This window comes from Mucilaginibacter psychrotolerans, from assembly GCF_004519315.1.
Taxonomy (GTDB): Bacteria; Bacteroidota; Bacteroidia; order Sphingobacteriales; family Sphingobacteriaceae; genus Mucilaginibacter; species Mucilaginibacter psychrotolerans.
In genome coordinates this window covers 51012-65558 of record NZ_SOZE01000020.1, presented here as the reverse complement: position 1 = coordinate 65558, position 14547 = coordinate 51012, and the positions used below count along the sequence as shown (strand labels likewise).

At 45.4% G+C, this 14547-nt stretch carries 9 protein-coding genes; 3 read left to right on the top strand and 6 right to left on the bottom strand.

Annotated elements, in window-relative coordinates; genetic code table 11:
* The first annotated feature begins 2 nt into the window (after positions 1–2).
* Positions 3–2432 (top strand): glycoside hydrolase family 2 TIM barrel-domain containing protein, encoded by a 2430-nt coding sequence (locus E2R66_RS18285; RefSeq protein ID WP_133233219.1) that lies wholly within the window; start codon positions 3–5, stop codon positions 2430–2432.
* Positions 2433–2469: 37 nt separating this feature from the next.
* Positions 2470–4299, top strand: a complete 1830-nt coding sequence (locus tag E2R66_RS18280; protein ID WP_204985948.1) for a glycoside hydrolase family 35 protein — start codon at positions 2470–2472, stop codon at positions 4297–4299.
* A gap of 80 nt (positions 4300–4379) precedes the next feature.
* Here the strand turns inward: E2R66_RS18280 and E2R66_RS18275 are convergent, their stop codons facing one another.
* The 3 genes from E2R66_RS18275 to E2R66_RS18265 all read right to left on the bottom strand — a co-directional run bounded on the left by E2R66_RS18275 (position 4380) and on the right by E2R66_RS18265 (position 7373).
* Positions 4380–4973 carry a dihydrofolate reductase family protein gene (locus E2R66_RS18275; protein ID WP_133233217.1) on the bottom strand — a complete coding sequence of 198 codons (594 nt, stop codon included), beginning with the start codon at positions 4971–4973 and terminating at the stop codon, positions 4380–4382.
* A 162-nt stretch (positions 4974–5135) separates the two neighbouring features.
* Positions 5136–6320 carry a carboxypeptidase-like regulatory domain-containing protein gene (locus E2R66_RS18270; protein ID WP_133233215.1) on the bottom strand — a complete coding sequence of 395 codons (1185 nt, stop codon included), beginning with the start codon at positions 6318–6320 and terminating at the stop codon, positions 5136–5138.
* Between the two features lie 279 nt (positions 6321–6599).
* Positions 6600–7373 (bottom strand): XRE family transcriptional regulator, encoded by a 774-nt coding sequence (locus tag E2R66_RS18265; protein WP_133233213.1) that lies wholly within the window; start codon positions 7371–7373, stop codon positions 6600–6602.
* Between the two features lie 84 nt (positions 7374–7457).
* Between E2R66_RS18265 and E2R66_RS18260 the strand changes: the two genes are divergently transcribed.
* Positions 7458–7823, top strand: coding sequence for a GIY-YIG nuclease family protein (locus E2R66_RS18260; protein ID WP_133233211.1), 366 nt, complete (start codon positions 7458–7460; stop codon positions 7821–7823).
* Here E2R66_RS18260 and msrB read toward each other — a convergent pair.
* From msrB to E2R66_RS18245, 3 genes are all read right to left on the bottom strand, one after another.
* Entirely contained in the window at positions 7813–8301 is a 489-nt protein-coding gene (gene msrB / locus E2R66_RS18255) for a peptide-methionine (R)-S-oxide reductase MsrB (RefSeq protein WP_133233209.1), read from the bottom strand. The genes E2R66_RS18260 and msrB overlap by 11 nt on opposite strands.
* Before the next feature lie 178 nt (positions 8302–8479).
* Positions 8480–11191 (bottom strand): DEAD/DEAH box helicase family protein, encoded by a 2712-nt coding sequence (locus E2R66_RS18250; protein WP_133233207.1) that lies wholly within the window; start codon positions 11189–11191, stop codon positions 8480–8482.
* 135 nt (positions 11192–11326) lie between these two features.
* Positions 11327–14494: a DPP IV N-terminal domain-containing protein gene (locus E2R66_RS18245; RefSeq protein WP_133233205.1), complete on the bottom strand. Its 3168-nt coding sequence runs from the start codon at positions 14492–14494 to the stop codon at positions 11327–11329.
* Positions 14495–14547: the final 53 nt, after the last annotated feature.

Here is a 14547-nt window from a genome sequence, read left to right as displayed (position 1 = left end):
CAATGAAAAAGATTTACCTGTTATTTTCCGCCTTTGGCCTCATATGGTTGCCGCTGCTGCTTAAGGCGCAGGCTCCCGGTACGCCTGCCTTATTCAATGCCGACTGGGTTTTTCATAAGGGCGATATCGATAAAGGTATCGATGGCCTCAAGCTCGAAGCTTATTGGAAAAATGTAAGCCTGCCGCACGATTGGAGCATTGAGGGCCCTTTTAGCGATGCATGGGCCAGCGCTACGGGTTACTTGCCCGGCGGCATTGGCTGGTACAAGAAAAACTTTGCGGGCAACGCAGCTTGGCGCGGCAAACAGGTGTACATCTACTTTGATGGGGTTTACAAAAACAGCGAGGTTTGGATAAACGGCCACCTGCTGGGCAAACGGCCAAATGGGTTTATCCCTTTCCAATACGAGTTGAGCAAATACCTTAACCTCGCCGGCCAAAACCAAATAGTGGTAAAGGCAGATCACAGCCAGTTTGCCGATTCGCGCTGGTACACGGGCTCGGGCATATATCGAAATGTTTACCTCGTTATAAAGAATCCTGTACACGTAGGGCTATGGGATGTAGCCTTTTCCACGCCGGAAGTTTCTCCTGCCAAAGCCAAAACGAATATAAAGCTGGATGTTACCAACAGCGGCAGCACTAATACGCCAGTTACGGTACAAATTAAGATGTTCGATGGTAAGGGCAATCTGGCTGCCACACTGCAAAAGCAGTTAATAGCAAAAGCGGGGAAACAACAAGTCAACTTCGATCAGCAACTAATTTCTCCCCGTTTGTGGGACAGCGAAAAGCCTGAATTATACAAATTGCAGGTCACGTTACTAAGGAAAGGCTTAAAGATAGATGAGGTGACACAAAGCGTAGGCATCCGCAGCATCCGTTTCGATAAGGATAAAGGCTTTTTCCTCAATGGTAAAAGTACCAAGTTAAAAGGCGTTTGCATCCATGATGATGCGGGAGCACTTGGTGTTGCCGTGCCGCCAGAAGTGTGGGTGCGGAGGTTGAAAATCCTGAAAGAAGCGGGCGTAAACTCGCTGCGTATGAGCCATAACCCCCATGCAGATTACCTGTATGATTTGTGCGACAAAATGGGCTTCCTGGTGATTGACGAAGCTTTCGACGAGTGGGCTATTGGCAAAAACAAATGGGTAGCCGGTTGGAACGTTGGCACCCCCTCAAAAGATGGATACCATGAATACTTTAAAGAATGGGCCGATAGGGATGTGAGCGATATGGTGCAGCGCGCGCGCAACCATCCATCCATCATTATGTGGAGCATTGGTAACGAAATTGATTACCCTAACGACCCTTACAGTCACGAGGTGCTCAACACCGGGCGCAACCCCCAGATTTACGGTAAGGGTTACCTGGCCGATCATCCGGCAGCAAGCGGCTTAACGCCCCTTGCCCGGCAGCTTGCAAAGGCTGTTAAGGCGGTTGATTCTACCCGCCCCGTTACCGCCGCGCTTGCAGGTGTAGTAATGTCTAACGAAGTGGGGTACCCCGAAGAACTGGACGTGGTTGGCTATAATTACCAGGAGTACCGGTATGCAGACGACCATCAAAAATATCCCGACCGCATCATCTACGGCAGCGAGAACGGTATGGCGCAGCAAGCCTGGGCAGCGGTAGACAGCAACGAATATATCTCTGCCCAATACCTGTGGACAGGTATCGACTACCTTGGCGAGGCGGGTAAATGGCCCCAACGAAGCAATGGTGCAGGATTGATAGATCTGGCTGGCTTTAAAAAGCCGGAATACTTTTATCGCCAAAGTCTATGGGCCGATAAACCTATGGCTTATATAGGCTCTCGCGCCATAACCAGCGCCGAAGATAAAGGCATATGGAGCCACCGTAGCGCCGAGCCGGTTTGGAACTGGCAACCGGGAAGCAAAACAAAAGTTGATTGTTTTACCAATTGCCAGGAGGTAGAACTCTTTTTAAACGGGCAGTCCCTCGGCAGGCAGTCCCGCGCCGTAGCGAAAGGCCAGGTACCTTATTGGGAGGTGGCATACCAACCCGGCGAGCTACGGGTTAAGGGATATAACAATGGCGTTGAGGTATGCAGTAACGCTATCAGGACAGCCGGCGACGCTTACCAGCTGAAGGTAGTAGCCGATAAAGTGTTGTTTAAAAGCCTTGAACGAGGTTTATGCCAGGTTGAAGTGTACGTAAACGATAAAGACGGTAACCCCGTATTTACCGCCGAAGATGATATTAGCGTAAGCGTTACAGGGCCGGCCAGGCTTCTGGGATTGGAGAGCGGCAGCAACAGCAGCCACGAAAGCTACCAGGCAAACCGCCGTAAAGCAATGCATGGCCGTTTGTTGGCTTACATACAGACAACTGGAGCGCCGGGTATAATTCAGGTTCAGTTCAGTTCTGGGAATTTAAAATCTTCTACCATCATACTTAATGTAAAATAGCTCGTCTTCCTATAAATAAAACACCGTATTGCACTATATGAAACTTCTAAAACTACTATTATTCGTCCTTGTTCTATTCATGTCGTACAGCCTAAGGGCGCAAACGACTAAACATACGTTTACCCTCAGTGATAACGCATTCCTGCTCGATGGTAAACCGTTCCAGATCATATCAGGCGAGATGCATTACACCCGTGTGCCGCGCGAAGCCTGGCGTGCCCGCATGAAAATGGCCAAAGCCATGGGCCTCAATACCATCGGCACCTATGTTTTCTGGAATGCGCACGAGCCGCAAAAAGGCCGGTACGATTTCAGTGGCAACCATGATATTGCCGAATTTGTAAAGATTGCCAAAGAAGAGGGCCTTTATGTGATACTGCGCCCCAGCCCATACGTTTGCGCCGAATGGGAATTTGGTGGCTATCCGTACTGGCTGGAGAAGGAGCAGGGCTTGCAGGTGCGCAGCACGGAGCCTAAATATTTGGCCGCCTACCACAAGTACATTATGGAGGTTGGCAAACAGCTTGCGCCACTGCAAATAAACCACGGCGGCAATATATTGATGGTGCAGATAGAGAACGAGTATGGCTCTTACGGGTCAGACAAAGATTACCTTGCCCTCAACCAAAAAATGTTCATCGATGCAGGTTTTGATGGGCAGTTGTACACCTGCGACCCCGAGGCTGCCATAAAAGATGGCCATTTACCAGGCCTGCTGCCTGCTATAAACGGGGTAGACGATGTGGCGAAAGTAAAACGCCTGATTAACGAAAACCATGGCGGCAAGGGCCCGTATTTTATAGCCGAGTGGTATCCTGCCTGGTTCGATTGGTGGGGCACCAAGCACCACACCGTACCGGCAGAGCATTATTTGGCCAGGCTGGATTCGGTGCTATCGGCCGGGGTTTCCATCAACATGTACATGTTCCATGGCGGCACCACGCGCGGTTTCATGAACGGAGCCAACTACAACGATAAAGACCCTTACGAACCACAGATAAGCAGCTACGATTACGATGCGCCGCTTGATGAGGCAGGCAATGCTACGGATAAATACCTAAAATTTAGGGCGGTTATACAAAAACACCTTAAGCCAGGCCAAACATTGCCCGAAGTGCCGGCAGCGAAGTCATCTGTAGATTTGCCCGCCATCCACTTTACGCAAACCTATGGCTTATTTGGTAACCTGCCGGCAGCAAAACTGCATACAAACCCACAAACCTTTGAGGACCTTAGCCAGGATTATGGTTTCGTACTCTATCGTACGAGCGTGATCGGCGGAAAAAAAGGTATGCTGAAAATTGACGGGCTGCGCGATTATGGCATCATTTACCTAAACGGCAAACGCGTGGGCGTGTTGGATAGGCGCCTTAAACAGGATAGCCTGGAGCTTACTCTGCCGAAGGGAAAAGTGCAATTAGACATACTGGTAGAAAACCTAGGCCGTATCAACTTTGGCCCATACTTGCTCAAGAACAAAAAGGGTATTACAGGCGGTGTATTATTCAACGGAAGCCTGTTAAAAAATTGGTACAGCTATGGCCTGCCGTTGGATAAATTGAACTTAAAAGGCAATGGTCTGCAAATCAGCAACGGTAAGCCGGTGATAAAAAAGGCTATATTTAATATCAAAAAGCCTGTAGATACCTATCTCGATTTAAGCAAATGGGGCAAGGGGACTGTATGGCTTAACGGGCATAACCTTGGCCGTTATTGGAACATTGGCCCGCAGCAAACCATTTACGCCCCGGCCGAATGGTTCAAAGCAGGGCAAAATAAAATCGAGGTGCTGGAATTACTCAAAACCGACCAAAACGATTTGCCGGGTTTAAAAAAACCGGTACTGGATAAGTTGGGTCCACAATAATTTACTACCCTATATTACATAGCTGAAACGGCCTCCTTGACAACAAGAAGGCCGTTTTTTTTGGCTGTTTGCTTTAGATTTCAAGCTCCGATGGCACCCGTCTTTACTTCGCCGGATCTTTTATAACTGGCAAATATCACCCCGCTCGGCGTTATTGCGCTTTTGAACAAAGTAAACCCGGCTGGCGAGCTCTCGGCACTAAACAGGTTTTTGCCTTTACCAAGAATAACGGGGTGAATTTTAAGCCAAAGCTCGTCTGCCAAGTCATGTTTTAACAGGGCTCTCACCAGTTCGCCGCTGCCCCAAACTTTAATATCGCCGCCCTCAGCGTTTTTGAGTTTTTCGATATCGGCCAGACTGGTCAAAAATTCCGTGTTTTCCCAATCGGACTGGTTGATGGTGTTTGACAGTACGTATTTGGTGACCTCGTTGATACCCGGCCAAATCTGGGCATTTTGCGGCCAGTAGCCTGCAAAATTATCGTATGTTTTGCGGCCCAGCAGAATATCTGTAGGTGCCATTTGTTGCCGCATAAGCTTGCCAGAAACCTCGTCTGAATGAGGTGCTACCCACCCTCCGTATGCGAAACCGTTTGATGGGTCTTCATCCGGTCCGCCTGGTGCTTGCATTACCCCGTCTAATGTTATGAATGATACGACGATTATCTTTCTCATATGATTTTCCTTGCGTTTTGCTTAATAAAATAATGTTTTGTATAACACAAATTTGCATTATTAGACACTGTTCTTACAGGTGCATAAAAGACAAATCAGGGGTAAAACGCGACGAGGAATTTATGTAAGTAACCGTCCTCTGGAATGAACCAATGAACTCAATCAATCGCCTGGCTCATAATCTACGGGGAGCATGTTAGATAGTTTGGCTTTGCTCCAGGTGCCTTCGTAAAGCGGGCTTTCTGCTATTACGATTCCGTTCATATCAAAGATGGCATAATGCCGGTTGGTTGGCGTAATTACGCTGGTTTCGAAATTTTCCATATCCAGCGGGCGGTAAATATCCCTGAATAATTCTTCTTCGTGTTTTTTGGTATAAACCACGTATAAATAGGCCGGGAATGTGATGGCAAAAATACCTTCCTGCGGGGTAGTACGTACAACATCCATAGCAGTAAGCGGCGGTTTTACCAGGTTTTCTTTTGCCCATTTGGGCACGTTTTGTTGGTCGACCCAATACAGGGCCGAATCGCGGTTGAAGCCGTTGAACTGTTTTATCTTCTTTTGAATGTAGGCTTCCTGGTAACGTTTAGGGTTGAGGATTCGGGAATAACTATAGATAACGAAGCCCTCATCAACCAGTTTGTTCTTGTAAAGCGAACGATAAAAATGCTGTGCAGAGCCATAGTACGATTCCTCGCGCTTTGCCCGCCATTTCTTTTTCTGCGAGTCGCTCCCGGGTAGTTCTTCAAACAGTGCCTTTCCAGAATAGGATATAGTATGGGAGATATTATCGCTGCTGAAGCTGTTTAGTAAAAATTTGGTGCGGTAACCAAGGGCATAGTTCTCTACAACCAAAAACTCATCTGACGATGCCTCAAGCGTTTGGGTTTTGCGCACATAGTTTAAATCAAGGATATGGGGGTTGATTACTTTGCATTGTTTAGAATTTTCGGAAATGCCGATGAAATCCTTTTTGAACATTTCGTAATTCTTTTTCCAGTCGGCACTGCTGGTGATGGTAACAGCGCGCATCATCATTACCTTGGGCGTAAGTTCAATGGCAAGGTTTACGGGTTGGCTGCCTACCAGCACCTGTTTAGAAAACTCTTCATAACCTATCACGGTAACCACCAAATTATACTGGCCAGGCTTTACGCCACGAAGCGTAAAGCTGCCGTCATCCAGCGAAGCGGTGCCATAGCTGGCATTGCTTAAAAAAACGCTGGCCCTTGCAACCGGGTTTTTGCTACCTGCACCGGTTATTTTACCCGTTATAACCCCACTTTGCGCAGCCGCAATTAAGGGGAACCATAAATAAACTACTATAAACCACCAACGGCGCATGTGCTTTTAAACTTTTTAGAGGATACGAATAAAGATATAATTTATGAAGCAGAGATGAAAAAATGTGATGGTAATTAAAAAGATACATTAAATTAATAGGTTAGAGAGGTTTAAAGAGTTGGAGATGTTGCACTACTGGTAGCTTTCTCTTAAATCTTTATTTCTTCAGGCTTTTCTGAAGCCTTTCCAACCGAGCCGCAAATTACCATAAAAAAGGGCCGCTAAGGCTATCAACCTTTGCAACCCTTCTAACTTTTTTAACCTTTCTAACTTTTATAACTAATTTCCGCCTTTAAGCCCCGCTATAGACCGTTGCATCTGAGCCATCATGGTGGTGAGGCTTTCCATCGTAGGCTCTGGGGTTGGCATGGGCAGATGAGTAGATATATAGGCTTTAGCTTTCCATATCTCCAGCACGTCTTCACCAGCAATCTCGTACGGGTCGTAAACCGGGTTGTCTGATATCAACTTCAGTTTTTTATTTTCTTTGAATTTGTTGCCCGCACGTTTGTACACAACGCCCTCACTTTTTGATACGATAACATAGGTTTCGCCAGCTTTTACGTCGGCCCAGTTTTCCTGGTATTCACCAATGATAATAGTGCCCGATTGCAGCGGCAGCATCGAATCGCCTTTTATCTCAAAACCGCGATATGTGCCCTGCTTAAACATAGGCAGATACAGCTTGGGTAGAGCTGCCACATATTCGGTATCGGCATAGCCATTTAAATAGCCCGCGCTGGCCTTAACGGGTACCAGCTCAATATTTTCGTTTTCCTCTTTATCCACCGAAATACTGAGGATGCGCAGGTTGGCCGGGTTACCTTTTGGTTTGGGTGCCCACTTCTCATCAATGGTTTCGTTGATGAAATCATCAATAGAAACGTCAAAAAACAATGCTAATGATTTTAGTAGTTCGTATTTGGGTTCTGCACGCTCTTCTTCATAAGCACCTACTAATGAGCGTTTTATTCCTACCTGATCGGCAAATTGTTGTTGGGTTAACCCCTTCTTTTTGCGGAGGAACTTAATATTTTGTGAAATATTTGCCATAAAATTTGGAATTGCTAAATTTATTAGTAATTTTATGCTCATAAAGTTAGTAATAATTATTTAACCGGCAAATTTTTTTATCAAATGAAGAGGTTCGTTTATATCATCACCGACAGGAACAGGAAGAATTTACATGTAGGCATGTGCGCAGACCTGCTGAAAACGCTGAAATTTTATGGCGAAATGCCAACGCTATTTTTCGATAGCGCGCAGCAGCTTAACCGTTTGGTTTATTTTGAAGAAATAAATACCGAGGAACAGGCCATGGAGCGCTTTAAGCAGGTAAGCACTTTTACCCGTCCGCAAAAGGAAAGGATGATACGCCCGGTAAACCCGGATTGGGTTGACCTTACTATAGGCTTGAATTATGAAAGCGGAATAAAAGTTAGGCCATCCACTTTTGGCGGACGGCCTTCTATACAACCAGCGCGAAGAGCTGTTACTTTTTAATGAATTTCAATGCGCCCGAGTTCATGCAGAATCGTTTGCCGCCACGGTCGGCAGGGCCATCGTCAAACACATGGCCCAGGTGCAAGCCGGTGCTGCGCTCTATGACTTCGTCGCGCGTCATACCGTAGCTGTTATCGGTCACGATCTCTATTTTGCCCGCATCTACTGCTTTTACAAAACTTGGCCAGCCGGTGCCACTATCGAACTTATCGGCCGAACTAAACAATACGTCGCCGGTAGCTGCGCTTACGTAAACACCTTTTTCGTGGTTATCGTAATAAGCGTTCTTAAAAGGCTGCTCGGTGCCACTCTCCACCATAATGTTATACTGATTTGGCGTCAGTATCTTCTTCCACTCCGAAGGGGGTTTGCTTTTTGGGCGTGCCGCGCTTTGTTTTTTTGTTTGCCCGTTGATATTCTGGCAGCTAATAGAACCGAATACACCGATAACGAGTATTGCTAAAATTAATTTTTTCATTTTTCTTTCTTTGGTAATAATTTGTAAGCTATCTAAATATGCTTTGCTCAATAAATCTACGAAATATAGTGCCAATGCGTTTGTCATCTATTGGTCGTAATAATGAGTTTTTCCTTACAACGTTAATAGGCTTTTATAACTTTTTATTAGCCCGGGAAAGTGGTACACGGCATATAATTTATTTCCATTTACTTATCCGTTCATTTTTTTCAACAAATTCAGACGAAAGAGATTTAAGTCTGGATTGTACCAGTATCTTTCGGCCTGCAACCGTACGCGTGTAAATTAATTCGCAAGGGCCTACTTTTTTTTCCCATTGCTGTGCAAAGTAGCTAGCGGATTCTTTGTTGCGCCCAAGATATTCGGGCACCGTATGAAAATCTTTTTGCTTTATAAAACGTGCCAGCAGGCTTTTTCTTACGATAACGTATTTGGGGTTATCTATCGGCGCAATTATCTCTTGCAGCATGTTTATAAATGCCGAGCTTTCGTAGGTAGATCCGCCTTGCAGATGGCAACTTACGCCACCTAATTTGTCAAGCGATGCATGAATACTAAGATCAGGTATGTCTGATTTCACCATTCCAACTTTAATCATGGTGTTCAACAGCACTTCGCCAATTTGTTGCAGGTCTTTGGCAATGTCCAGGTATTTTATGTATAGCTTAAACGTTTTATATGCCTTGCGGCCAAATATCAATAAGCCTGCTAAACCGAAAAACGCCAAAAGAAGATATAGCTGATTTAAACTTCTTACTTTACTCAATGCTCTGGGCAACGATTGTACTGTTCCAATCAAAAACTCCATAAAGCCAAAACCAAGGGCCGCAGATAAGTGCGCTATGGTTTTGTTTAGATACAATTTAGTAACCGCTTTATAGCCCCGGATATCTGAAAATGGAATTTTAATTTCATCTACCAGGTTTGCGCCGGTCTCGAGCGCATTTTGCCATTTATGTTTCAGGCCTTCCCGGTCGGCAGCAACAAGCATCGTTTTCTGGTTTGATTCCTCCATTATAACGGATGATGCCACAGTAAATAGGTGGAGCCGACCGATGCCATTTTCGATAGTTAAACTATCAGAAACACCTACAAAACATTTACAACGTTTTTCCAGCATCTCAAAATCAGCTCCTCCTGATGTCGACGTTCTGTCTAGGCAGCATAAATGCCAAATATTGCCGGTTTTATCAGCGTTGTCGTTTTGGGTTCTGATTGCCCTACCGCGCATTTGGTTGGATAAAACAAATGAGCCTACAACACTTGCGAGGATAAGGCTGTTGATTGATGGCGCATCCCATCCTTCGCCTAGTAAAGATTTTGTTCCTACCAGTACACAGATTTCGCCCTGTTCGAATAATTGAGTAATGATATTTACGATATCATTTTTTATCTGCTCGCATCGTTGTATCAATATATAATCATCATCGGCCGGCAAACAACCGCATTCGATGTTATGGATACCCAAAACACGTATTTTTGCCAAAAAAGTTGGGTAGGCATCCTTCGGTATTATAACTACAGATCCTGTTAGCACCCCAATTTTAAAATTTTCATTTTTGCTTCGCCTAAGCTTCTCAAAAATAGGGATGATGCCAATTTTGTTTAAGTCGAATACTTGATCGGAGCTATTGGCATAAAATTCGTTCCTGATGAAATCAGTTAAAATCACCAAACGCAGGGAAGGTCCTAATTGACCATATTCGAACTTTACAATGCGTTCTATGCTATTTAATTTACTAAGACTAGAGGTTAACGAACTGACGATTTTTTTATTTTTTGAAAACATAATCTGCCGGTTTTCCAATGCACCACACCGCCTAAGATCAGCCTCCAGTTTTAGCTTATGATCCTTATATAATTTGAAATCTTCTTTTTCTTTATACAAATAAAAATCCAGCAGCGTCTCTGCCCAATTGTAGTCAAAGGCAGGTATCCTGGAGTTTTTATTGCCTGTTATTTCAACGAAACATTGGGGGATTGTTTTTCCGCAGGCATTCAGGAATATTAAACAGGCAGAGTAAAACGACAAGTTACTATAAATCCATTCCAGGTTTTCAGTAGGATTTGTCCACCCCCGGTGCGATTCTATAGCTTCAATCAGGGTCGCATCGGTTTTAAGGCTATGGAAAGCATTTTCGATATTTCTACGAAACGAGGTAATATTATCCCACTCGCTATCGGTTGGCTGAGAAAGATACACATAATCCTGGTGAGGGCACAAGTCGCCTTCTGTTACTAACTCCGGTACTGATATTTCTACCTTTATAGGACCGTTCAAGTCTATATACCGTTGCCATTCATTTGCCGATACGTCATAAGGAGGCGTTGCTGTTAAGCCGATGATAACGGGATTAAGGCGCTGTTTTATTTTAATTAAAGTTTGCCACCATTCATTTTTTAAATGGTGGGCCTCATCAACTACGATAGTGCCAACTTGCAGGGCTTTTAACAAGAGGACAATATTTTCTAAATTTTGATTTTGTGCTGGCCGGGTATGCTCCTCAGAGCTTAATTCTTCGCTGTCCTCCTCGGCTTCTGCATTTATATTATTGCAGGCAGCATGCAAACCCTGGTAAGTAACTACCGTTAAAAAATCAGGCTTACGTATTTCGCGTGAGATCCACTCCGGCGGTGTATCGGTCTGCAGGAACGAATCGCAAAATTTTTGGATCCACTGGTTGCGGATTGCAATAGTAGGAGCAAGGATAAGCGTTGGCCGGTTTACTGTGATAGCCACCTGAAGGCCTAATATTGTTTTACCCGAACCGGGTGGAGCGATAATATGTAAATGACCGTCTAAAAGATAGTTATCTAAATTATCCAGCACCCGTTGCTGATATGTACGCCAGGAGTGTTTAAACTGAATATCGATCGGGAATTTATCCAATAAGTGTCTACTTTACGGGCGTTATTTACAAAAAAAGCATTAAAAGAGCCGAAGCAATAACACTTCGGCTCTTTATAATTTGTTTAAAAATGTAGTTGCTATTTCACATTTAAAATCTCACTTCTCAAATCTTTTTTACCATCCCGGCGTAAAATTAAACCCGAATACCGGTTTCTTCACGTCCTTGCGGTTGAATGGGAAAGCGTAGTAAGGTTCTAATATAAAGGCGCCAAACACATTCACCCTTAACGATACACCCGCACTAAATGCAGGCACACGGCTTACGGTAACATAGTTGGTTGTTTGATTGGTGCTTGGGTCGGTAACGGGTGTTGTAGAAAGGATATCCGGCTCGGTTTTGAACAGGGTGATCTTATCTCCCTTGTTCCAGGCTAAACCGGAGTCGAAGAAAAAGTTAAGATCTGAAAAAAGGAACTTCGAAGGTAATAAGGCCAACTTCTCAGGGCCGGTAAATGGCAGGCGTATCTCAAAATTTGCTACAGCAATACGGCTACCGTTCAGCTGGTTGCTGTTCCAAACGCTGGTAGTGCCGCCAATGGTACTGTTGTCGCTATAAAGATCGTAACCGCGTACCAGCCATGGGTAGCTAACGGATAGCGGGTAGAAAGCGTTCGCGTCATCGCCAAAGCGGCCCGTGCCGTAAAACCTTGCGGCAAAGGTAACCGGCTGCGCCCGCACGTATTTGCGCAGGTCGATATTCGGCGAATAATATTTGTAAGTTCCCATATTGTAATCAATACCCAGCTTAAAGCGATAACCACCAAGCGGGGCGGCAATACCGAAATAAGAATCGTCGCCGGTAAGCGATGTACCGATGGTATAGGTGCTGAAGGGGCGATAATCATAACCAGTTTCGGCACGATATTGTTCGCGGGATATCTTGTGCTTTTTAAAGTCGATGGCGTTGTAAACGTTTCCCGCTGTATCTATAGGGTAGTAGGTGCTGTAGCGGTCGATACGGAAGCTGCTACGCGATGCACTTGCGCCGATTTCGTACCGCAGTTGTTTAGAGATAGGGTACTGTACAAAGCCTTGTATAGCATCCTGAAAGATGCGGATGATATCGGTGTGCTGGTCTAAAACGTTAGTCTGTTGCCCCTGGTAATCTATAGTGGTTGCTGTGAGGCCATAATTACCAAACTGGTAGGGGATATGCGACAAGCCGAAACCCCAATTCCAACGACCCTCCTGGTTAATGTAAATCCCTTGCGCGCCAAAATCATAAACCTCGCCGTTTACCGATGCGCTGGCGTAGATTTGATTACGGCCCAATATATCGCTAAAAACGCCTACGATGCCGCTGGATAAGCCGGTGCCGTAAGTGCCAATCTGCGCGCCAACGCCATTACTGGCCAAGGCATCCAGCTTAAATTTGGGTTTGTATGCTATGCTGTGGATAGAATCGGCAGAGAGTTTTGGGTAGGCAAGGTAGTTGTTTAAGTTAGAATTGATCAAATCTACCCCCACTGCGCGGGTTGGGGGCAGCATAGCCACCTCGAAATTGGTTGTGCCACCATCAACTATCAGTGGCTTAAACTCTGAAGCCTTGGCATTGTACACAGTATATTTCTGCGCGCGATAGTACGAGTACACGATATCATCGCTGGCGGAGATGCTTAGCGCAGGTGAATATTCGGTAATGCCGCAGATGCCGGTAAACAAATCTGTCATCTGCTCAACCTTGCCATTCGCCAACGTATAGCGGTACAAGTTACGGAAGCCGTCGCGGTTACTCAGGAAGTAAACCTGCGTACCGTCTGCAGAATATAGTGGGTTAAGGTTGTTGGCGTGGTTGAAGATTTTGATATCGGTAACCTTGCCGGTTGCGATATCAAGTTCGGCCAGATTGAAGGTGATTTCCTGTGATAAACCCTGATCGTAAGTGCTGCGGTCGCTGGAGAAGATAATCTTGTTGCCATCGCGCGAGAAGCTGGGCTGGTAATCGGAGTACTTATCGTTGGTGAGTTGTATAACTTTTTTTGTTTCGAAGTTATACATGTAAATATCGCCCTGGCCCTCTGACAGTGCCTGGAATGCCACGTTTTTACCATCTGGCGACCAGGTTAAGTTACTGAATTGCTCGGCCTTGCCCATGGAAATATCATTCAACACCTTGCCATCGGGCACGGCAACTACCAGCATACGGTTGCGCCCCTTACTAAATACGCTGAAGGCGAATTTCTTGCTATCGGGCGACCATGCACCTGCCGATTCGATAAAGTTGAACTCATCCACGTGCGAATTGGCCGTTTTGCTCGTTAACCGCTTCACGACTCGCCCCGTATGGGCATCGGCGAGGTAAAGGTCTATACTAAAGAGATTTTTTGAAGACAGGAAGGCGATGTATTGACCATCGGGACTAACCGAGGGTGCCACCGACATATCGCCACCGTTTTTATCGTCAATAATTTTTAAGCCTACCGGTTTTTGCAGGGTATCTTTTAAAAACGGCTTGTATGTAGATTCTATAGAGTTTTTCCAAAGGCGTGAAAGCGTTTTATCATCGTACCCAAACGTGCGCCTGATACCGTATTGAAGCCCAAAACGGGCGGTATTCTTAAAGAATGGAACGATGATGGTATCGCCATAGGTAGATCCCAGGAACGACCAAAAAGCCTCACCATATCGGTACGGGAAGTATTTATTACCGGTGGTAAGCTCTTCTACCGTTGGAATATCGTGATTAAGGTAGGCATCGCGCATCCACATGGCGGTGTAAGCATCTTTTTTACCCAACGAAAGATACTCGGCCATACCTTCCACCATCCAAAGCGGTATGTTGCCGATATTCTCGAAGTTGGAAGAATCGCGCCCCAATAGCATATGGTACTGGAAGGCGTGAACCAATTCGTGCCCAAGTACGTGCCTGGTGGTTTGGTTGGTTTCCATTACGGGCATCACCACCCGGTTTTTCAGGCCCTCCGTAATACCGCCTGTACCCACGCTTATCTCGCCATCTATGGCTGTTGTTTGTTGAAAATCGGGATGGTTGGCGTACAATATGATGGGGTTTGGCTTGCTGAAAGTATCGCGAAATACCTGCTGGTGCAGTGTGTACCAAAGCTCGGCCTCCTGGGCAAATCGCTTCATCATACTATCGTTTTTTATGTAATAGTATATCTCGAAGTGCGGGGTCTTATATACCTTAAAGTCGAGTTTTTTGTAGCGCACTTTGTTTTGCCCAAAGTATTGCGCTTTTGCCTGCTGACTAAATAATAGCGCAAGCGACAGGCAAAATAGTACAAGCGGAAGTTTTACGTAGGAAGAGTAACGTTTATTCATAAGGCTGTGTTAAGAATATGGCGTAATTTAATTAAAAGCACGCTTATAGCCAA

What these genes read in the sequence shown, in the direction of transcription:
- E2R66_RS18285 (WP_133233219.1), top strand. Translation starts at nt 3, where the DNA reads ATGAAAAAGATTTACCTGTTATTTTCCGCCTTTGGCCTCATATGGTTG.
- E2R66_RS18280 (WP_204985948.1), top strand. Translation starts at nt 2,470, where the DNA reads ATGAAACTTCTAAAACTACTATTATTCGTCCTTGTTCTATTCATGTCG.
- E2R66_RS18275 (WP_133233217.1), bottom strand. Translation starts at nt 4,973, where the DNA reads ATGAGAAAGATAATCGTCGTATCATTCATAACATTAGACGGGGTAATG.
- E2R66_RS18270 (WP_133233215.1), bottom strand. Translation starts at nt 6,320, where the DNA reads ATGCGCCGTTGGTGGTTTATAGTAGTTTATTTATGGTTCCCCTTAATT.
- E2R66_RS18265 (WP_133233213.1), bottom strand. Translation starts at nt 7,373, where the DNA reads ATGGCAAATATTTCACAAAATATTAAGTTCCTCCGCAAAAAGAAGGGG.
- E2R66_RS18260 (WP_133233211.1), top strand. Translation starts at nt 7,458, where the DNA reads ATGAAGAGGTTCGTTTATATCATCACCGACAGGAACAGGAAGAATTTA.
- msrB (WP_133233209.1), bottom strand. Translation starts at nt 8,301, where the DNA reads ATGAAAAAATTAATTTTAGCAATACTCGTTATCGGTGTATTCGGTTCT.
- E2R66_RS18245 (WP_133233205.1), bottom strand. Translation starts at nt 14,494, where the DNA reads ATGAATAAACGTTACTCTTCCTACGTAAAACTTCCGCTTGTACTATTT.